The sequence below is a fragment of the Brevundimonas sp. DC300-4 genome (genome assembly GCF_049897365.1).
Taxonomy (GTDB): Bacteria; Pseudomonadota; Alphaproteobacteria; order Caulobacterales; family Caulobacteraceae; genus Brevundimonas.
Genome location: NZ_JAFCWC010000004.1, coordinates 220,439 through 239,865, shown reverse-complemented (window position 1 = coordinate 239,865; position 19,427 = coordinate 220,439). Strand labels below are relative to the sequence as shown.

Annotated in this window: 20 protein-coding genes; 7 read left to right on the top strand and 13 right to left on the bottom strand. The window is 68.0% G+C overall.

The genetic code is table 11. The features are described 5' to 3' along the window. The first annotated feature begins 82 nt into the window (after positions 1 to 82). Together ACP7AZ_RS09045 and pdeM are read left to right on the top strand one after the other, a co-directional pair. Positions 83 to 2,704, top strand: coding sequence for a ligase-associated DNA damage response DEXH box helicase (locus ACP7AZ_RS09045; RefSeq protein WP_426038474.1), 2,622 nt, complete (start codon positions 83 to 85; stop codon positions 2,702 to 2,704). Then, positions 2,701 to 3,444, top strand: a complete 744-nt coding sequence (pdeM, locus tag ACP7AZ_RS09040) for a ligase-associated DNA damage response endonuclease PdeM (protein WP_426038183.1) — start codon at positions 2,701 to 2,703, stop codon at positions 3,442 to 3,444. The genes ACP7AZ_RS09045 and pdeM overlap by 4 nt, the downstream gene beginning before the upstream one ends. Here pdeM and ACP7AZ_RS09035 read toward each other — a convergent pair. The 4 genes from ACP7AZ_RS09035 to ACP7AZ_RS09020 form a co-directional block, all read right to left on the bottom strand. Further along, a complete protein-coding gene (locus ACP7AZ_RS09035; RefSeq protein WP_426038181.1) occupies positions 3,441 to 3,857 on the bottom strand; it encodes a DUF3429 domain-containing protein in 417 nt (138 codons plus the stop codon). The genes pdeM and ACP7AZ_RS09035 overlap by 4 nt on opposite strands. After that, positions 3,857 to 4,612 (bottom strand): TIGR02186 family protein, encoded by a 756-nt coding sequence (locus ACP7AZ_RS09030; protein ID WP_426038179.1) that lies wholly within the window; start codon positions 4,610 to 4,612, stop codon positions 3,857 to 3,859. Before ACP7AZ_RS09030 ends, ACP7AZ_RS09035 begins: the two co-directional genes overlap by 1 nt. Before the next feature lie 65 nt (positions 4,613 to 4,677). Next, a complete protein-coding gene (locus tag ACP7AZ_RS09025; protein ID WP_426038177.1) occupies positions 4,678 to 5,604 on the bottom strand; it encodes a sulfite exporter TauE/SafE family protein in 927 nt (308 codons plus the stop codon). Between the two features lie 98 nt (positions 5,605 to 5,702). Continuing rightward, complete coding sequence (locus tag ACP7AZ_RS09020) at positions 5,703 to 8,702, bottom strand: SEL1-like repeat protein (RefSeq protein WP_426038175.1); 3,000 nt, start codon at positions 8,700 to 8,702, stop codon at positions 5,703 to 5,705. Positions 8,703 to 8,924: 222 nt separating this feature from the next. Between ACP7AZ_RS09020 and ACP7AZ_RS09015 the strand changes: the two genes are divergently transcribed. Together ACP7AZ_RS09015 and ACP7AZ_RS09010 are read left to right on the top strand one after the other, a co-directional pair. After that, a complete protein-coding gene (locus ACP7AZ_RS09015; protein ID WP_426038173.1) occupies positions 8,925 to 9,119 on the top strand; it encodes a hypothetical protein in 195 nt (64 codons plus the stop codon). Between the two features lie 60 nt (positions 9,120 to 9,179). Further along, positions 9,180 to 9,686, top strand: a complete 507-nt coding sequence (locus ACP7AZ_RS09010; RefSeq protein ID WP_426038171.1) for a pyridoxamine 5'-phosphate oxidase family protein — start codon at positions 9,180 to 9,182, stop codon at positions 9,684 to 9,686. A gap of 66 nt (positions 9,687 to 9,752) precedes the next feature. Here ACP7AZ_RS09010 and argF read toward each other — a convergent pair whose 3' ends face one another. The 5 genes from argF to ACP7AZ_RS08985 form a co-directional block, all read right to left on the bottom strand. Next, positions 9,753 to 10,667: an ornithine carbamoyltransferase gene (argF, locus tag ACP7AZ_RS09005; protein ID WP_426038169.1), complete on the bottom strand. Its 915-nt coding sequence runs from the start codon at positions 10,665 to 10,667 to the stop codon at positions 9,753 to 9,755. A 145-nt stretch (positions 10,668 to 10,812) separates the two neighbouring features. Then, positions 10,813 to 11,994 carry an aspartate aminotransferase family protein gene (locus tag ACP7AZ_RS09000; RefSeq protein ID WP_426038473.1) on the bottom strand — a complete coding sequence of 394 codons (1,182 nt, stop codon included), beginning with the start codon at positions 11,992 to 11,994 and terminating at the stop codon, positions 10,813 to 10,815. Between the two features lie 119 nt (positions 11,995 to 12,113). Next, positions 12,114 to 12,494, bottom strand: coding sequence for a YkvA family protein (locus ACP7AZ_RS08995; RefSeq protein WP_426038167.1), 381 nt, complete (start codon positions 12,492 to 12,494; stop codon positions 12,114 to 12,116). A gap of 32 nt (positions 12,495 to 12,526) precedes the next feature. Continuing rightward, complete coding sequence (locus tag ACP7AZ_RS08990; protein WP_426038165.1) at positions 12,527 to 13,348, bottom strand: ABC transporter permease; 822 nt, start codon at positions 13,346 to 13,348, stop codon at positions 12,527 to 12,529. A gap of 40 nt (positions 13,349 to 13,388) precedes the next feature. Further along, positions 13,389 to 13,583: a hypothetical protein gene (locus tag ACP7AZ_RS08985; RefSeq protein ID WP_426038163.1), complete on the bottom strand. Its 195-nt coding sequence runs from the start codon at positions 13,581 to 13,583 to the stop codon at positions 13,389 to 13,391. A 211-nt stretch (positions 13,584 to 13,794) separates the two neighbouring features. On the opposite strand from ACP7AZ_RS08985, the gene ACP7AZ_RS08980 reads away from it, so the two are divergent. Then, positions 13,795 to 14,313 carry a GcrA family cell cycle regulator gene (locus ACP7AZ_RS08980; protein ID WP_303696410.1) on the top strand — a complete coding sequence of 173 codons (519 nt, stop codon included), beginning with the start codon at positions 13,795 to 13,797 and terminating at the stop codon, positions 14,311 to 14,313. A gap of 253 nt (positions 14,314 to 14,566) precedes the next feature. On the opposite strand, the gene apaG is transcribed toward ACP7AZ_RS08980, so the two are convergent. Next, on the bottom strand, positions 14,567 to 14,971 hold the full coding sequence (gene apaG, locus ACP7AZ_RS08975; RefSeq protein WP_426038161.1) for a Co2+/Mg2+ efflux protein ApaG: 405 nt from the start codon (positions 14,969 to 14,971) through the stop codon (positions 14,567 to 14,569). Positions 14,972 to 15,060: 89 nt separating this feature from the next. Between apaG and ACP7AZ_RS08970 the strand changes: the two genes are divergently transcribed. Next, positions 15,061 to 16,083, top strand: a complete 1,023-nt coding sequence (locus tag ACP7AZ_RS08970) for a 2'-deoxycytidine 5'-triphosphate deaminase (RefSeq protein ID WP_426038159.1) — start codon at positions 15,061 to 15,063, stop codon at positions 16,081 to 16,083. 129 nt (positions 16,084 to 16,212) lie between these two features. On the opposite strand, the gene ACP7AZ_RS08965 is transcribed toward ACP7AZ_RS08970, so the two are convergent. Both ACP7AZ_RS08965 and ACP7AZ_RS08960 read right to left on the bottom strand, forming a co-directional pair. Continuing rightward, the gene (locus tag ACP7AZ_RS08965) at positions 16,213 to 17,508 is read right to left on the bottom strand and encodes an MFS transporter (protein WP_426038157.1); all 1,296 of its coding nucleotides are present in this window, start codon (positions 17,506 to 17,508) and stop codon (positions 16,213 to 16,215) included. Continuing rightward, positions 17,492 to 17,968, bottom strand: a complete 477-nt coding sequence (locus ACP7AZ_RS08960) for a cupin domain-containing protein (RefSeq protein ID WP_426038155.1) — start codon at positions 17,966 to 17,968, stop codon at positions 17,492 to 17,494. Before ACP7AZ_RS08960 ends, ACP7AZ_RS08965 begins: the two co-directional genes overlap by 17 nt. Positions 17,969 to 18,015: 47 nt before the next feature. Between ACP7AZ_RS08960 and dapE the strand changes: the two genes are divergently transcribed. Then, a complete protein-coding gene (gene dapE / locus ACP7AZ_RS08955) occupies positions 18,016 to 19,200 on the top strand; it encodes a succinyl-diaminopimelate desuccinylase (protein ID WP_426038152.1) in 1,185 nt (394 codons plus the stop codon). Here the strand turns inward: dapE and ACP7AZ_RS08950 are convergent. Then, positions 19,197 to 19,421, bottom strand: coding sequence for a hypothetical protein (locus ACP7AZ_RS08950; protein WP_425991901.1), 225 nt, complete (start codon positions 19,419 to 19,421; stop codon positions 19,197 to 19,199). The two genes, dapE and ACP7AZ_RS08950, sit on opposite strands and share 4 nt — an antisense overlap. Between the last annotated feature and the right edge of the window lie 6 nt (positions 19,422 to 19,427).

The following is a 19,427-nucleotide window of genomic DNA, read 5'->3' as shown; positions in this document are numbered from 1 at the left end:
ATGAAACGGAACGGGAACATGCTATATCCCCCTCGTGACGCCACCCGCCGCCAACCTGCCGCCTCTGTTCGCCGACTGGTTCATGTCTCGCGGCTGGAGCCCCCGCAGGCACCAGCTGGAGATGATCGCGGCGGCTGAGGCCGGGTCGCACGCCCTGCTGGTCGCTCCGACCGGGGGCGGCAAGACACTGGCGGGGTTCCTGCCCAGCCTGATCGACCTGGCCGAACGCGGGCCGAGGCCGCCGCATGGGCCGGGCAGCGGCATCCATACAATCTATGTCTCGCCGCTGAAGGCGCTGACCACCGACGTCGAGCGCAACCTGATGACGCCGATCCGCGAGATCGGGCTGAACATCCATGTCGAGAGCCGCACCGGCGACACCAAGCAATCCAAGAAGCAGCGCCAGCGGGACAACCCGCCCGACATCCTGCTGACCACCCCGGAACAGCTGGCCCTGTTCTGCGCCTGGGGCGGAGCGCGGGCGTATTTCGCCGACCTGAAATGCATCGTGCTCGACGAGGTCCACGCCATCTGGTCGGGCAAGCGCGGAGACCTGCTGAACCTCGGTCTCGCGCGGCTGCAGAGCTTTTCGCCGGGGCTGAGACGGGTGGCCCTGTCGGCGACCATCGACGATCCGGACTTGATTGCGCAGTGGCTGGCGCCGGGTCTTCCTTCTCCCCTTGCGGGAGAAGGTGGCGGGCGAAGCCCGACGGATGAGGGGTCACACGAGCCGTTGGAGTCAGCCGAACCAGCGCAGAATTCCGAAGATCAGAGTGACCCCTCATCCGTCTCGCTGCGCGAGCCACCTTCTCCCGCAAGGGGAGAAGGGATCGTGATTGTCAAAGGCGACCCCGGCGCTGTCCCCATCATCGACGTGCTGGTGTCGGAGGGACGCGTGCCCTGGGCCGGGCACACCGGCCAGCATGCGATCCCCGAGGTTTATGAGGCGATCCAGCGCTCGGGCCTGACCCTGGTCTTCGTCAACACCCGCTGGCAGTCCGAGTTCGTGTTCCAGCAGCTGTGGGCCATCAACGACGACAACCTGCCCATCGGCCTGCACCACGGCTCACTGGCAGCCGAGCAGAGGCGCAAGGTCGAGGCGGCTATGGCGCGGGGCGAACTGCGGGCCGTGGTCTGCACCTCGACGCTGGACCTCGGCATCGACTGGGGGGACGTTGACCTGGTCATCCAGATGGCGGCGCCCAAGGGCTCGAGCCGGCTCGTCCAGCGCATCGGCCGGGCCAACCACCGGTTGGACGAACCCAGCCGCGCCCTGATGGTCCCGGCCAGCCGGTTCGAACTTCTGGAATGCCAGGCGGCCAAGGAGGCCGTGGCCGAGAACGCCTTCGACTGGGAGCCGCATCACATCGGCACGCTCGACACCCTCGCCCAGCACATCATGGGCGTGGCCTGTTCGGAACCGTTCGATCTGGAGGCCCTGCACGCCGAGGTGACGTCCTGCTCGCCCTATCGCGGCCTGACCTGGGAGGCGTTCGAGGAGGTGGTCGATTTCGTCGCCACGGGCGGATACGCCCTGCGCACCTACGATCGCTTCGCGCGGATCGTGCGGACGCCAGAGGGCCAATGGACCGTCCGCAACCAGCTGATCGCCCAGCGCCATCGGATGAACGTCGGGGCCATCGTGGCGGCCGGGACGCTGAACGTGAAGGTCGCCTCGCGGCGCGGCGGGGCGTCGAAACAACTGATCGGCGGGCGCAAGGTCGGCGAGGCCGAGGAGTGGTATTTCGAACAGCTGACGCCCGGCGACACCTTCGTCTTCGCGGGGCAGGTCTGGGCGTTTCAGGGGATCAACGGCATGGACGCCCTGGTCACCCATGCGACCGACAAGGATCCGAAGATCCCGTCCTGGGGCGGATCGCAGTTTCCGCTGGGCACCTCGCTGGCCGCGCGGGTCCGGGCCATGGTGCAGGACCGCGACCACTGGCGCGTCCTGCCCGTCGACGTGCAGGAGTGGCTGGAACTGCAGGCCTCACGGTCAATGATCCCCGACGCCGACAGCCTTCTGATCGAGACCTTCCCGCGCGGCAGCCGCCATTTCATGGTCGCCTATCCGTTCGAGGGACGGCTGGCCCATTCGACCCTGTGCATGCTGCTGACCCGGCGGCTGGACCGGCTGGGGGTCGGGCCGCTGGGCTTCGTTGTCACCGACTATGCCTTCGCAATCTGGTCGATCAAGCCAATGGACGGTCTGGACTGGGACGCCCTGTTCCAGCCCGACATGCTGGGCGATGACCTGGAGGCCTGGCTGGAGGAGAGCTTCATGATGAAGCGCACCTTCCGCAATTGCGCCCTCGTTTCCGGCTTGATCGAGCGACGACAGCCGGGCGCCGAGAAGACGGGGCGCCAGGTGACCTTCTCCACGGACCTGATCTACGACGTGCTCCGCCGCCACCAGCCCGATCACCTGTTGCTGAGAACCGCCCGGTCCGACGCCGCGTCCGGCCTGCTGGACGTCGCGCGGCTGGGTCAGCTGCTGGCCCGCATCGCCGGCCATATCCGCCATGCGCCGCTGGAGCGGGCGTCACCCTTCTGCGTGCCGGTGCTGGTGATGATCGGGCGCGAGCGGGTCGGCGGAGACGCGGCCGACATGATCCTGGAGGCCTCGGCCCAGGACCTGATCGACGAGGTCATGGAAGACGCCCATCCCGGGCCAGGCGGGGCCCAACTGATGGGGGCAGCATGAACGCGGCCCTGCGAGAGGCGCTGACCCCGGCGCGACGGCCGTGCGGATCGCTGTCGGTCCGGGTCGTGGGCGAGCTCTGCGTGCTGCGCTGTTCGGGCGCGCTGTGGCTGCCGGCGCATGGGGCCCTGGTCGCGGGGGACCTGCACCTCGAGAAGGGATCCGCCTACGCCGCACGAGGCCAGTTGCTGCCGCCCTACGACAGCCGCGCGACGCTGGATCGGCTGGAAGCGGAGATCGCCGAACTGAAGCCCGAGCGCGTCGTCCTGCTCGGCGACAGCTTCCACGACAGCCGGTCCATCGGGCGGATGGCGACGGACGACCGGACACGGCTGGACCGGCTGGCCTTCGGGCGCGACTGGGTCTGGCTGGAGGGCAACCATGATCGCGAAGCATTGACAGCGGCGGATGGGGATGCGGTCTCGGGCCTGCCCGGCCGCGTCGTCGGCGACCTGCGGCTCGGCGCCCTGTTCCTCACCCATGAGCCGATGCCGGAGGCCGAGGACGGCGAGGTGGCGGGGCATCTACATCCGTGTGCGCGGATCGTGGCCCACGCGCGAATGGTGCGGCGGCCGTGTTTCGCCACCGACGGGCGCAGGCTGCTCCTGCCGGCCTTCGGGGCCTTCACCGGAGGGCTGAACGTGCGGGACGCGGCCATCGCCGGGCTGTTCAAGGAACCGCCGATGGCCGCGGCGCTGGGCAAGGACCGGGTGCATGCACTTTCGTGGAACGGGCTGGTCTAGAAGGACTGCATCACGACGAGCAGGCTGAGCGCCGCGCCGCCAGTCGCCGTCAGCCGCAGGTTCCGGTACCAGACCGGCGCGCTCCTCAGGTCCCAGTACAGCATGGCGATCAGGCCGAAGATCATGACCAGCAGCTGAAACTCATCCGGCACGGTCGGAAGGAAGGTCAACCAGGCCGCGACCGCCGGCAGATTGCTGAGCACCAGTTGAAGCCAGTCCGGCTCCGGGCCCGCCATCGTCCGCCCCCATCGAGCCCCGCCCAGGAAGGACAGGATGATCGCGCCATAGACCGTCAGCGGCTCGATCCAGACCCGCGCGCCGTCTGGCGTCAGAAGCACCAGGGCGGCGCATCCGACGAAGGGGATCAGTCCCGCGAGCGTCAGCGTCCACGCCGTCAGTCGAGCCCGATCCATCAGCTTCTCCGGAACACCCTGCTCGCCAGATACCCCATGCCGGCGGCCAGAAGGACGCACAGCACCCCATAGCTCCACGGTCGTCGGTGGGCGAGTTCGTAGATGTCGCGTTCGAAGCCGACCTTCTCGACAGTCAGGGTCAGGTTGGAGACGCCCGCCGGTTCGCCGTCGCGGAACAGCCAGACCTCGGCATGGTATTCGCCCGTCGGCGCGGTCGCCGGCAGCTCGACCTGGGCGCGGAACAGGCCGCGATCGACGAAGCGGACCCCATTGGGATCCGTGTCATACAGCGCCGCCGCCTCCTTCAGCCGGATCACGGCGCGACGCCAGGCGAGGTAGTCCTCACCCAGCCGCGAGATCACCACGTCACGCACGCCGTAGCGGGTGACCGTGCGGCTCTCCTCCGGCGCGTCGATACGCAGGTGATCGACGCCGACGCCCAGACGCCTCAACTGCCCGAAACCGGCGATGTCCGGCAGCGGCCGGGTCGAGGCGGTCATGTAGAAGCCCGGCGCACCCTCGAACAGGACGGGACGACTGTTCAGCCAGACGCCGAGGTTACGCGTCTTCTTGACCAGACGGATCGGGGCGTCGGGCCCGCGCACCACGACGACCACGTCGGTCGGGTCGTCGGTCGGATTGAACACCGCGCCGTAGAGGACGATGCTCGCCCCCTGGAAGCTGGAATCGACCTGAACCCGCGCATCGGTCAGGGCGGCGGCGACGCGCAGTTCTCCCTGAGTCCCGACGGACATCTCAGGGCCCGACTCCGCAAGAAGGGGCGCCTCGATCGAGGGCGGCGGCGGGGATGGCGTCTGGATCATCCGTCCGACACCCCGGGCGCCAGAAGGAAGATGTCGGACGGCCGGACGAACAGGTCCAGCCCCATCTGGATGCCGACGAACAGGATCAGCAGACCCAGCGCCGCACGCAGCACATCGGCCCGGAACCGGCCCGCGTAACGCGCGCCCAGCTGGGCGCCGACCACCCCGCCGACGAGCAGGAGGCTGGACAAGACGATGTCGACCGTCTGGTTGCGGCCGGCCTGAAGGATGGTGGTGATCGCGGTCGTGATGATGATCTGGAACAGGCTGGTTCCGACGACCACGCCGGCCCGCATGCGCAGCGCATACAGCATGGCGGGGACCAGGATGAAGCCGCCGCCGACCCCCATGATGGCCGACAGCACGCCGGCGAAGACGCCGAGGCCGAACGGCGGAATGGCGCTGATATAGAGGCCAGATTTGGGGAAGCGCACCTTCCACGGCAGGCCATAGAGCCACAACGGACGACGGCGCTCCTTGTGCGGGGCGATCTCGCCGCGGTGACGGCGGAGAATTTCAGTCAGGCTTTCCTGCAGCATCAGCAGGCCGATGGCGCCGAGGAAAATGAGGTAGGACAGCGCCACGACCAAATCCGCCTGGCCGAGCAGACGGAGATAACGGAACAGTTCGACCCCGCCGATGGCGCCGACGGCGCCGCCGGCGGCCATAATGCCCCCCATCTTGAAGTCGACCGCGCCCTGGCCGGTGTAGCGGATCACGCCGGAGGTTGAGGAGGCCACGACGTGGCTGGCCTGGCTGGCGACGGCAACGGTCGGGGGGATGCCGAGGAAGACCAGCGCCGGCGCCAACAGGAAACCGCCGCCGATGCCGAACAGGCCAGACACGAATCCGACCAGCGCGCCCAGCAGAACCAGGAGCGGCCAGTTCACCGAAACCTCGGCGATCGGCAGATAGATCTCCAAAGGGCGGGCCTTCGGCTGGAACGGATAAGCTTAAGCGCCGGAAGGCGAGCGAAGGTGTCTTAGTCGGACGGCGTTTCGGGGACCACCCTGTTAAACGGTCAGGCGAGCGGTTCCAGGGCGAAGGCCTCGGCCTGGGCGCGGGCGGTCTGTCGCGCCGCCGCCGGAATGGTCGGGGCCAGCCGATCGACAGCGGCCTGGGCCTGGGGATCGCCTGCGCGGGCCGCGATCAGGTACCAGCGATAGGCCTGGGTCGGATTGGGGGCGATGCCCTCGTCGCCGTTCTCATAGATGCGGGCGACATTGTACTGGCTGTCGACCAGACCCTGGTCCGCAGCCCTCCTGAGCCAGTCCAGCGCCTCGGCCCGGTTGCGGGCGCCGCCGACGCCGTCGAACAGATACATGCCGAACGCGTGCATGCCGCGTGCGTCGCCACCCTCGGCCGCGCGTCGGGCCCAAAGGCGGCTTTCCTCGAGGTCGGCGGCGACACCGTTCTCGCCCGATTGATACAGACCGGCCAGCTTCAGCTGGGCCTGGGGCTCGCCCAGGTTGGCGGCGCGGGTCAGGGTCTCGACCCCGGCCGGATCGTTGCGGTCCAGCTGTTCCGTCGCCTGGGCGAACAGGTTCTGGGCCTCGGTCGCATCGGCGGGCGCGGCGTCCAGGGGCGCATCGGCCGGACTGAGCGCCAGGGCGGCGATCGGGGTCGCCTCGGCCTCGCCGCTCGACTGACCCAGCAGTTGGCCGACATCCATGATCTCATAGCCGGTCAGGCGACCGGTGGCGTAGAGGCCGCAGACGACGGCCACGCCGGTGACCGAGGCCAGGAAGGCCTTCTTGACCGTGCCGTCGCGCGAGGCCTGCTTGTCCAACCGCTCTTGCAGACGAGACTTGCCGCCCTTCTTCAGGCCGCCCAGTCCAAAGCTGGCCCGGGGGGCGGGTTCGGCGGCGACCGGCGTGTTCATGGCGGCGCGGGCAGCCGAGATGGTGTCGCGGGTCGAGGCGGCGCGGCCGGCCGCGGCGCCGCCGCCCAGACCGGCGCGCAGGCGACGGGCATCGACGAACTCGGTCTCGGCCGCGAAGTCATCATCGCCGCCATCGAAGGTGCGGGCCGAAGGGAAGGCCTCGGCGACCACTCCGGCAAAGGCAGCCGGCGGCACGGCCTGATCCGTAGACTGGGGCGTTATCTCTGCGATGGCGTCCAGTGCGTCGCTGACGTCGGCGCCGCCGAAACCGCCGAAGGGCTGGACCGCCGAACCGAACGGGGTCGACTCGGACGCAACCGGCTCGAAGCGTCGCGGCAGGGCGTCAAAGCTGTCTTCGGCCCCCAGGGCGGCGACAACAGGTTCGGGCGCGAGCGCGGTCTCGGAGGGGGCCTCCGGGAAGGGTTCGATATCGGCCGAGAGGGAATCAATCGACCAGCCGTCATCAGCAGAAGCGAAGTCCTCGGCCGGGAAGGCGGCGGAGCGCCAGTCGGGCTGGGCGAACTCAGCTGCGGGCGGCAAGGGCTGCGGGGTCGGGTCAAACACCGGCGCAGGCATCGGCGCGGCGGTTTCGGCCAGACGCTGGTCCAGGGTTTCGCGCGCGTCTGCCAGCAGCTTCGCCGTACGGTCTTCGGACAGGCGCATGCGCTCGGCCAGTTCGCCGGAGGCGCGATCATAGCGCTGCTCGATGCGTTCGGCGCCCTCGCCCATGCGACGGCCGATGTCTTCCAGTGCCTGGGCGGACTTGCGTTCCGATTGGGCGATACGGTCGGCGAGGCGGTCGGAGATGCGGGTGATCTCGACGCCCAGCTTTTCCAGGGCGATGGCGTGCTGGTCATCGGCGCGGGTCAGGCGATGCTCGATCGCCTGGCCGTAGCGGCCCATGTCCCGCTCGATCTTGTCGGAGACCCGCTTGTTCAGCTCTGTCTCGAACTTCTCCAGACGCGCGTCGCCGACGGTCTCGATGCGGTCGACGCGAGTGTCCAGGTTCTGGGCGATGCGCAGGACCTCGCGGCCCATGGCGTCGATGCCCTGGGCGGAGCGCTGCTCGGCCGAACGCGCCTGTTCGCCAAGCGAGGCTATGGTCGCCTCGATGCGGGCCATGCGGCCCTCGCTCTCGGCGGTCTCCAGCCGGCGCATCATCTCGGTGCGGTTGGCATCGACCTGGCGGGAGAGCGTCTCGGCCAGTTTCTCGAACCGGGCGGCCTCGCGGATGCCTTCGGGCTCGACACGGGTCTCGGCGGCGCGCAGCCGCTGGTCGAGGCCGGCAAAGGAGCGCTCCAGATTGCGCAGGGCCTCGGTCGTCTGGCTCTGCGCCGCATCGAGGCGCTGACCCACGCGCGCCAGCATATCCGAACCGGCGCCCGGACCGGCGACCTTCTCGACGGCCTCCAGACGTTGAAGCAGGGTCTGGCCGTGGGCGCGGTTGCGCTCTTCAAGATCGTAGAGACGGCTGGTCAGGGCGGCGACGGCCGTGTCGGTCTTGCCCCAGACATCGGCCTTCTCGACACCGTCGAGACGCTGACGCACCTCGTTCAGGCCCGAGCGCTGACGCTCCTCGATGTCATACAGACGACCCGCGAGCCCGCCAATGGCCTGTTCGACCTTACCAATGGTCTCGACGGTCTGGGGGCCGACGTCCTGTTCGAACCGGCGAAGGCGCTTGTGGCCCTCCTTCAGTTCGTCAGAGATGTCGTCGATGCGGCGGCCATACTGGCCCGCCTGCTGGTCCTGCGCCTCCATGCGACGCACGAGGCCGGACACGGCCTGGTCCACCCCCTGGATGGCGATGGTGGAGCGACGCTCGGCGGCTTCCAGACGGGCGGCGATGGCGTCGACCGAGGCGGCGACGCGCTGCAGGGTCTCGTCGTCGCGGCCGTAGCTGCGACTTTCGGGCTCATAGGCGTCGTCGAGGCGGCGGGACCGGCCGCGACGATCGAACGTCTCGGCGGCGTGCGGACGGCGCGGTAACGGCTGAACGCCGTCGTCCTCGTCGTCCATGATCATGGTGTTGAGCCACTCGCCCAGCGTCATGCCCGAACGGCGCGCCAGATCCTTGGCCACCTCGCGCGCTTTCGGGTCGATCCCCTTTACGCTCCAAGGCGCAGCGGCTGCGCTCACTGATTCGGCTCCCGACCCATAGGACTCACGCTAATCGCCCATATCCGGGGTGTAAACGTGTGGTTAACCCCAACATCTTGACGGTTGGCCAATCACCTGTGGATAGGCTCCGCCGCAACTCATTTCATCGCGCCGACGTGGTTAATGAGCGGTGAAGATTAAGATCCCGGTAAGGGTTCGCTTGCGCATCCGGGGACTTGCCGCCACATCGCGCCCATGTCGATGACCCTGACGCTCTCGCTGCTGGCTGGCGCCCTGCTCGTGGCCGGTTTCGCCGGATGGCGGGGCGCGCGACCGAGCGACTTCCTGAAGCCGCGCATGGTGCCCTGGCGGTTCATCATGCTGCTGGCCGGAGCGCTGGCCTTCCTGCTGATGATCCACATCGGAACGCTGATGGGCGTCACGCCCCGGACCTGAGGCGGAACAGGCGCGCGGTCCGGCGGTTATCCCACCGAACGCAAACCGCAGGAGCCCGACATGGCCGATACACTCACCTCCGCCGAAGCCGAAAAAGAGTTCTGGAAGTCCCTCAAGGACTCCAACACCGGCCTGCTCGGCCTCGACCAGCCCGGGTATCACGCCCAGCCGATGACCGCCTTCCGCGAGGCCGAGACCGGCACGATCTGGTTCTTCACCCGCGACGACACCGATCTGGCGAAGGACGCCGGGGTCGGCGGCGGCCAGAGCGCCATGTTCCACTATGGCTCAAAGGACCAGAACACCTGGGCCTGCATCCATGGCGAGCTGTCGGTCCAGGGCAATGACCGCGAGATCGTCGACCGCTACTGGAACCCGGTGCTGGCCGCCTGGTATCCGGACGGCAAGGAGGATCGCCACCTGACCATCCTGCGCTTCGACGCCGATGACGGCCGCGTCTGGGTCAACAAGGGCGGTCTGGTCAGGTTCGCCTTCGAGATCGCCAAGGCCAATCTGACGAAGACGACGCCGGACGCCGGCGGGGTCGCTGATGTGAACCTGCAGTAGGTTCGATCAGGCAAAGATCAGGGGCGCCGTTTCGCGACGGCGCCCCTTTTGATGCCGGCAATCGGGTCAGCCCGCGAAACACCAGGCCAGCACGGCCTTCTGGGCGTGGATGCGGTTTTCTGCCTCGTCCCAGACAAGCGAGCGCGGTCCGTCGATCACCGCGTCGGTGACCTCCTCGCCCCGGTGCGCGGGCAGGCAGTGCAGGAAGACCGCGTCCGGATCGGCCAGGTCCATCAGGGCCTCGTCGACCGTGTAACTCTCGAACGCATGCAGGCGGGCCTCGTAGTCGCTGTCACCCATCGACACCCAGGTGTCCGTGATGACAACGTCTGCGCCCTTGACCGCATCGCGTGGGTCCGAGGTCAGACTGACAGCAGAGCCGCCCTTGGCCATGTCGTGCAGGTCGGGGTGATACTCGGCCGGGCAGGCGACGTTCAGGTGGAAGCCCAGCTTCGGCGCCGCGTGCATGAAGCTGTGGCAGACGTTGTTGCCGTCGCCGATCCAGGCCAGCGTCTTGCCCTCGATCGGGCCGCGCTGTTCCTCGATGGTCATGATGTCGGCCAGAATCTGGCACGGGTGCGAGCGGTCGGTCAGGCCGTTGACGACGGGCACGGTGGCGACCCGGGCGAACCTCTCGACGTCCTCGTGGCTGTTGGCGCGGATCATCACTGCGTCGACCATGCGCGAAAGGACCCGCGCGGTGTCTTCGACCGGCTCGCCGCGCCCCAGCTGCATGTCGCCGGCATTGGCGATGATGGCGTCTCCGCCCAGTTGGCGGATGGCGGCGTCGAAACTGAAGCGGGTGCGGGTCGAGTTCTTCTCGAAGATCATCGCCAGGACGCGATCCTTCGCCGGGGCATCGGCATCGACCCAGCCCTGGGGCCTGCCCTTGCGGGCGGCCTTGCGGGCATGGGCGTCGTCGAGGATGGCACGCAGCTCGGGCGCTTCCAGCCGGTGGATGTCGAGGAAATGTCTGACCATCTCTAAAACCCCGTGCATCCCCGCGAAGGCGGGGACCCAGTCCTTTTGTGAGGCACGGCGTCTGGGATGACGCTCACGCCCGATGTGAAAGTCCGATCGCCCAAAGGTCTGGGTCCCCGCCTTCGCGGGGATGATCGGAGTGAGGTCAGGCTGCCGCCTTGATCTTGGTCCGCGCGCCTTCGCAGGTACGCTCCAGCCGTTCGACAGCCTCGCGGGCCTCGTCCAGCGTCAGGTTCAGGGGCGGCAGCATGCGCACGCAGTTGTCGCCGCCGCCGGCGATCAGCAGGTGCTGCTCGTCGCGCGCCCAGCCCATGAACTCGCGATTGTTAGGGATCAGCTTGAGCCCGATCAGCAACCCCTTGCCGCGCACGTCCTCGATCACGTCGGGGAAGCGTTCCTTCAGCCCGTGCAGTTGCTGCTTCAGATAGCCGGCGATCTCGTTGACGTTGCCCAGGATCTCGTCGGAGTTGATGGCGTTGAAGGCCGCCAGGCCCACCGCCATGGCCAGCGGATTGCCGCCGAACGTCGAGCCGTGGGCCCCGACCGTCATGCCCTTGGCCGCTTCCGTCGTCGCCAGGCAGGCCCCGATCGGGAAGCCGCCGCCCAGCGCCTTGGCCACGGCCATGATGTCGGGAGCCATACCGGCCCATTCATGGGCCCACAGCTTGCCGGAACGGCCCATGCCGCACTGGACCTCGTCGAAGATGATCAGGACGCCGTGCTGGTCGCACAGCTCACGCAGGCCGCGCAGGCAGACGTCGGGCATGGCCCGGCACCCGCCCTCGCCCTGCACCGGCTCGACGATGATCGCGGCGGTGTTGGGTTCGGCGATCGCGGCCTTGAGCGCCTCGTGATCGCCCCACTTCAGCTGGTGGAAGCCCTGCATCTTGGGCCCGAAGCCCTCGGTGTAGCTGGGGTTGGCTGCAGCATTGATGGCCCCGTAGGTCCGGCCGTGGAAGGCGCCGTCGAAGCCGTAGATATCGATCCGCTCGGGCTGGCCGTTGGCGCCGTGGTATTTGCGCGCCGTCTTCAGCGCGCACTCGACCGCTTCGGTGCCGGAATTGGTGAAGAAGACGACGTCGGCGAAACTGGCCTCAGTCAGGGCGTCGGCCAGTTCTTCCTGACCCGGGATCTTGAAGATGTTGGAGACGTGCCAGAGCTTCTCGGCCTGGGCCTTCACAGCCTCGACCAGAACCGGGTGAGCGTGACCCAGGCCGTTGGTCGAGATGCCCTGAACGCAGTCCAGATACTCGGTCCCGTCCGTGGCCCACAGACGCGCGCCTCGCCCGCGATCCACTTCCAGCGGCGCGCGATTGTAGACACCCATCAAATGACCGGACACGGACAGACCTCCAGAAGAAACGAAGCCCCGGCGCGGGTGCGACGGGACTTTCAGCAGTCTGGCGTTGTCGGACGGGGGCGGGGGTTAGTCAACACCGGCCCCCGTCAGCCATGTCGATCCCATTGCAGGCGATAGAACCAAAGGCCACAGGCCACGACTGCGAGAACCCATATCGCCAGGATAAGCGCGCCAGCGACACGACTGGTCGGGCGATCCAGCATCTCGACTGCTCTCGCCCGGTGCTCCTCCAGAATCGCGGCGGGCAGGAGACGGATGACGGCGAGCAGGCCCAGTGGAACCAGGATCAGGTCGTCAACCATCCCGATCACCGGAATGAAGTCGGGGATGAGGTCGATGGGTGACAGCGCATAGGCGCTCACGGCCAGGGCCAGGAGCTTGGTGGGCCAGGCCACCCTGGGATCCCGTCCGGCCAGATAGATCGCCACCACGTCGCGCTTGAGCCGACGCGCCCAGTCACGGAGCACGGCCAGCACTCTTTGCGGATGACGGCCCGTCGTCAGCTCTTCAGCCGCCAGCCGGACCTGAACACCATCCAGCAGGCTCCGGCCATGACGACGGTCAAGACGCCCGACATCCCGACGCCAACCAGAAGGTTGCCCTCCGCGTGGCCGATGAAGCCGTAGCGGAAGCCGTCGATCAGATAGAAGAACGGGTTCCAGAGGCTGATGGCGGCGAACGGCTGCGGCAGGTTCTCGACCAGATAGAAGGCGCCCGACAGGAAGGTCATCGGCAGGACGACGAAATTCTGGACCGCTGATAACTGGTCGAACTTCTCGGACCACAGACCGGCGAGGACGCCGACCATCCCCATCAGCAGGGACGCGATCAGGCTGAAATACAGGATGGCCGCAATATGGGTCACGCCCAGTTTGGCGAACGGCATGACGCAGATCGCCGTAACCAGGCCGACCACGATGCCCCGGGTCGCGGCGCCGAGCGAGAAGCCGATCGTCAGCTCCAGCGGGCTCAGCGGGGGCGTGAGGAAGTCGGTCGAGGTGCCCATGATCTTGGCCTGGATGAGGCTTGAAGAGGCGTTGGCGAAGGCGTTGTTCAGGATCGCCATCATGATCAGGCCCGGAGCCACGAACTCGGCGAAGGGGGTGCCGTGCAGCGGCGGCCGCGCGCCCTTCAGCGCCACGACGAAGACCAGCATATAGAGCAGGGTCGTCACCACCGGGGCGGCGACCGTCTGGGCTCCGACCTTCCAGAAGCGCCGGACCTCGCGCAGGTACAGGGTCTGCACTCCGATCCAGTTGACCCCGGCGTAGTGGCGCGGGGTCGGCAGGCCGGAGGGGCGGGTGGAGGCGAGATCGGTCATGGTCCGTCAGATGCGGCCGCGTGACACGACACGCAAGGGCTCAGGCGAGGGGGTTAGCCCTGCGCCGCGCCTCGTCCGCCTCGGCGATGAGGCGCAGGCCCGATATCTCGGCAGCGTCGGGCGTCATGGTGATGGCGATCTCCGGCGGATCGACGACCCTCACGCAGCCATCGCCCGCCAATGGAGTCAAAGGCTTACGCGTGATCGGCGGGTCGACGAGAGGCGTATTGGACATAGAGCCTCAACCCGGCCCGCCCGCGCCTGTTCCGTATCGCGGCGCTTGGGCTGGCTCAGCGAACACCGATTCAAGATGTAGTTTCTGTGGACGACTGATTCGCACATCTTGCGTCTGTTAAGGTCTCGTTTACGATTAGTTGTGGCTGACGGGACCCGGGAGGGGCTCCAGGCGCCAAATGTTGAATCAAAACTGTACCCCGGAGGGTGGCATGACCGCAGGCTGGACCGAAGATCGCGTCGGCGCGCTGAAGAAGCTGTGGCTCGAGGGGCAATCCGCCTCGCAGATCGCCAAACAGCTGGGCGGCGGCGTTACCCGCAACGCCGTCATCGGCAAGGTCCACCGCCTCGGCCTGTCGGGTCGCGCGACCCCGTCGCAGCCGGCGCGCACCGCCACCGCCTTCCGCCCGGCCCGTACGCGCACCACGCCCCCGGCCCAGCCGTCGGCACCTCGGCGTATCGAGGCCGCACAGGCCGTGCCGCGCCCGGTCGTGACGACCCCCAGCTTGCCGGCCGTCGCCGAAATGCCCGGCACCGCCACGGTGATGACCCTGGGCGCCCACATGTGCAAATGGCCGATCGGGGACCCGTCCTCGACCGAGTTCAGCTTCTGCGGCCGTCGCGCCTCGGAAGGCGTCTACTGTCAGGAACACGCCCGTGTCGCCTACCAGCCGCAGATGAAGCGCGGCGGCAAGGAAGAGCTGGCTCGCAGCCTGCGTCGCTACATCTAGCTAAGGGCGCTATCGCTCGCGACGCGGTCGCTCACGGCTTGAGCGCGGAGTGTCATCTCCGCAGAGACCCGTCGATTGTCATCCCCGCGAAAACGGGGACACATCCGCCTCGCCAGGTCCCTGGCGAGACCGGGGCGGGGCTGCGGTTATCCGGGTTGACGCAGCCCCCCACCTCTCTCTTTGTAGGCTACCGCTCGACGCGCGGCGTCTCGCTGCTTGAGCCCGTTTGACACGCCCCCCTCGCCCGGCCGGGTCAGTTCAAAACCCGGCCGCCCGGCACGTCCAGGCTGAAGGCGGGGATGACGGCCTCGAACGACCGGCCGGTGGCGTCGGTCATCATATAGGCCCCCTCCATCGATCCCGACGGCGTCGGGAGCGGGCATCCGGACGCATAGGAATAGCTGTCGCCCGGCGCGATCAAGGGCTGTTCGCCGACCACCCCCGGTCCGCGCACCGTCTCGACATGACCCGTGGCGTCAGTGATGACCCAGCGGCGCGCCATCAGTTGTACTGCCTCGGGGCCGTGGTTTTCGATCTCTACCTGGTAGGCCCAGACCCAGCGACGCTCGTCCGGATCGGACTGGCCGGCCAGATAGCTGGGCCGAACGCGCACGATGACGCCTTGGGTTTCAGCCACATAGGGTGCGGTCTCATGCATGACCCATCGTCGCCCGGAGCCGGGATCGTGGCAAGCGTGGTCGCCCAACCCGCTATTTCTGGCGGCAATCCCTGTGTATGCCGTTCTCCATGACTCTTGAATTCCCCACGCCGGGCATCCTGCCGGCCCAGTCCATCGAGGCCCTGATCGCCGCCGGAGCAATCAGATCGGCCACGCCCTGGGACGCCGACCAGGTCCAGCCGGCCAGTCTCGACCTGCGCCTGTCCGACCGCGCCTGGCGCGTGCGCGCGTCCTTCCTGCCGGGCCGCCGACTGGTGTCCGAGCGGATCGCCGACGTCGAGATGCACCCGATCGACATGACCAACGGCGTCGTTCTGGAAAAGGGCTGCGTCTATATCGCCGAACTTCAGGAGCAGCTGAACCTTCCCAAGGGCCTGATCGCGCGCGCCAATCCGAAGTCCTCGACCGGCCGTGTCGATGTCTTCGTGCGCCTGCTCACGGATCGTGGCGGCGCGTTCGACGATGTGGACGAGGGCTATGAGGGACCGCTGTATCTGGAGATCGCGCCCCAGACCTTCTCCATCCTGGTGCGCCCCGGCACCCGGCTGAACCAGCTACGCCTGAAGGCCGGGGAGCCGCCGAAGCTGGAGACCCGCAGCGTCGGCGTCGACCTCCAGACCGGCGACATCGTCGGCTTCCGCGGCCGTCGGCACGCCGGCGTCGTCGATCTCGACAAGATCGACGGCCACGACCCGAAGGATTTCTGGGAACCGCTGACGCTCCGTCGCGGCGAACTGCTGCTGGACCCGGGCGAGTTCTACATCCTGGCCTCGAACGAAGCGGTCGAAATCCCGGTCATGCAGGCCGCCGAGATGACACCGATCGACCCCAGCGTCGGCGAGTTCCGCGTCCACTACGCCGGCTTCTTCGACCCCGGCTTCGGCACCGACGAGGCCCACGGCGCCGGATCGAAAGGGGTGCTGGAGGTCCGCACCCACGATACGCCGTTCCTGCTGGAACACGGCCAGATCGTCGCCCGACTGGTCTATGAACCGCTGACCGAACGCCCCTCACGCCTCTACGGCGAGGGCGGCAGCCACTACCAGCGGCAGGGGCTGAAGCTGTCGAAGCATTTCCGGGCGTGGGGCTAGATCCTCCCTCGTTGGGGGAGGTGGCGCGGCGCGCCTTCGCGAAGCGGTGGAGGGGGCTCGCCCCACCTCCGGCGTCTGAGGTTGCCCCCTCCACCGCTTCGCGGTCCCCCTCCCCCGATGGGGGAGGATTCACACCAGCTTGTCGGCCTTCCTCAGACTGGGGAACAGTTTCGCCCACACGCCCGTCGCCGCCAGCGCCCCGACCCCGCCGAACACGGCAGCCCCGATCGGCCCGAGGAACCGTACCATCACCCCGGAGTAGGCCTCGCCCAGTTCGTTCGACGCGCCGATGAACAGCATCGACACCGACGACACCCGCCCGCGCATGTGATCCGGCGTCGACAGCTGGATCAGGGTCTGGCGGATGTTGACGCTGATCATGTCGGCGGCTCCGCCGATAAACAGGGCCGCCGCCGAGATCCAGACAACCTTCGAGAGGCCGAAGACAATGGTGCAGATCCCGAACACGGCGACCGAGGCGAACATCAGCATCCCGCCCCGACCGGGGATCGGATAGCGGGCCAGGATCAGGGCCATCATGAAGGCTCCGACCCCGAACGAGGCGCGCAGCAGGCCGAACCCTTCCGGCCCGACATGCAGGATGTCCCTGGCGAAGATCGGCGTCAGCAGGGCCACGCCGGCGAACAGCACCACGATCAGGTCGAGCGAGATCGCGCCCAGCACGATCTTCGTGCTCCAGACATATTTCAGCCCGTCCTTCACCGCCTCCCAGCGATCGCCCGCGGCCTCGACCTGCGTCGGCTTGCCGCTCGTCTTGATGATCAGGAAACAGATCAGGCCCACGGCAAACATGGCCAGCGACACCGCATAGGCCAGCGGCACGTTCACGCCGACGATGACGCCACCCAGTGCCGGGCCGGCGATGGCCCCGGTCTGGAAGGCGATCGACTGGGCCGCGATGGCGCGCGGCAGGGCGGCGCGCCCGACCACCATCGGCAGATAGGCCTGGCTCGCCGGGGCAAGGAAAGCCCGCGACGCCCCGAACCCGACGGCCACGGCCAGAAGTCCCCACAGCGGCGGATTGCCGTGAATCGCCATGGCCATGAACGACAGGGCGCAGGTCCCCTCGGCCAGGATCGCCAGGATCACCGTGCCCCTCCGATCGCGCCGATCCGCCATCTCCCCGGCCGGCAGGGTCAACAGCAGCAAGGGGATGAACTGCGCCAGCCCGACGAGGCCGAGATAGAGGCTGGCCTGTTCGATCGGATGGTCGCGGCGCGCGATCTCATAGACCTGCCACAACAGGGCCGAGGACTGGATCTGGATCGCCAGCACCGCCGCGAGCCGGCCCAGCCAGATCAAACGGAAATCGTTGATGGCCCAGGGATTGGTCCCGTGGGCGGCCAGCGCGGCTTCGGCGTTGGGCTTGGTGATCGGCTCGGGCGCCTCAGGTGCGTCGGTCATGTTTCGGGTACGGCGTTCCGTCTCGGTGGAAATAACGGTCCCCCCCCAGGGGCAGGACCATGTCGATGTCGGGATAGTCGGCCCCGTCGCCGCCGGGGGTGCGCGTCCCGACTTCCAGCAGAACCGCCTCGGCGCCCGATCGGTTCTCGATCTTGTGGCCGTTCGGCACGCCCGCCTTGAAGCCCGCACAGTCGCCGGCCCTCAGCACCGTCTCGCCGTCCTCCTCGATCAGGACCACCTCGCCGGACAGGACCCAGACGAACTCGTCCTCGGTCACATGCCAGTGGCGCTGCGACGACCACGCCCCGGCCGGAAGCCGCAGCATGTTGACCCCGAACTGATCCAGCCCGGCCGCGTCACCCAGCTTCCAGCGACGGCGCGGCTTGCAGTGTTCGGCGTGCTCCTCCGGATAGGCGGTCCCGTGACCGGTCGGTGCGGCATCGAGGTCGATCTTCGGCATGGCGGTCCCCTTTCCGGCTGGACGCGATCTCCCTAAAGCATAGCCGCATGGGCGCAGCATCAACTCCTGTCATCGATCCTGTCGAACTGACCCGTGACCTGATCCGCAGGCCGTCCGTCACACCCGCTGACGCGGGCGCCATGGACACCCTTCAGCGCGTCCTCACCGACCTCGGCTTCACCTGCCGCCGCATGGCCTTCGAGGGGCCGGGCGGCGAGGGCAGGGAGGCGCGGATCGAGAACCTCTACGCCCGGCGCGGGACCGCCTCGCCCAACCTCTGCTTCGCCGGCCACACCGACGTCGTCCCGACCGGCGAGGCCGCCGCCTGGTCGTCCGGCCCGTTCGAGGCCGAGGTCAGGGATGGCATCCTCTATGGCCGGGGGGCCGTGGACATGAAGGGCGGTATCGCCGCCTGGGTCGCCGCCGTGTCGCAGGTCCTGGCCGAGGGCGAACCGGCAGGCTCCCTCTCCTTCCTCATCACCGGCGACGAAGAGGGCCCCGCGCTGCACGGCACCAAACGGGTGGTCGAGACCCTGATGGCCGAGGGCGAGGTCATCGACGCCTGCGTCGTCGGCGAACCGTCGTCGCAGCAGCAGCTCGGCGACATGATCAAGATCGGCCGGCGCGGCTCGCTGAACACCTGGATCACCGTCCACGGCAAACAGGGCCACGTCGCCTATCCCGCCCGGGCCGCCAATCCGGCCCCCGTGCTGGTGCGCCTGCTGGCCGCGCTCGACGCCCATGTGCTCGACACGGGCTACGAAGCCTTCCAGCCGTCAAACCTGGAGTTCACCACCATCGACATCGCCAATCCGGCGACGAACGTCATCCCGGCGGAGGCCCGCGCGCGGCTCAATATCCGCTTCAACCCGGCCCAGACCGGCGACGGCCTGATCGACTGGCTGAACCGCGAGGCGGGGCGTATCCAGGCCGAGACCGGCCTGCAGATCACCCTGGACCACATGTGCTCCGGCGACGCCTTTCTGACGCCGCACGGCCCGTTCGTGACGGCGGTGCAGGACGCGGTGGAGGCCTCGACCGGCGTGCGCCCGGAAGCCTCCACCACGGGCGGCACGTCGGACGCCCGTTTCATCCGCGTCCTGTGTCCGGTCCTTGAGCTGGGCCTCGTCGGGCAGACCATGCATCAGGTCGACGAGCGGGTTCCGGTCGCCGAGCTCGATGCCCTGACCGCGACCTATCGCAGGGTCATCAAGGCGGTTCTGGCCGGCTAGTTCAGCGGCCCGGTCGGCGTCGCAGCCATCAGCGCCAATCGGGCGATACGGCGGTCCATGTCGGCGACCAAAGCCTCAAGTCGCGCCTTTTCCGACGCCATATCCACGGGCGTGCCGTCCTCATAGAGGATCTGCGCGCCCTGCTGGATCAGGTTCAGGCGATGGATCGCCGTGTCGCGCGCGGCCTTGAAGCGTTCCAGTTCGGTGTCGGAGGAGGTCATTGGCCT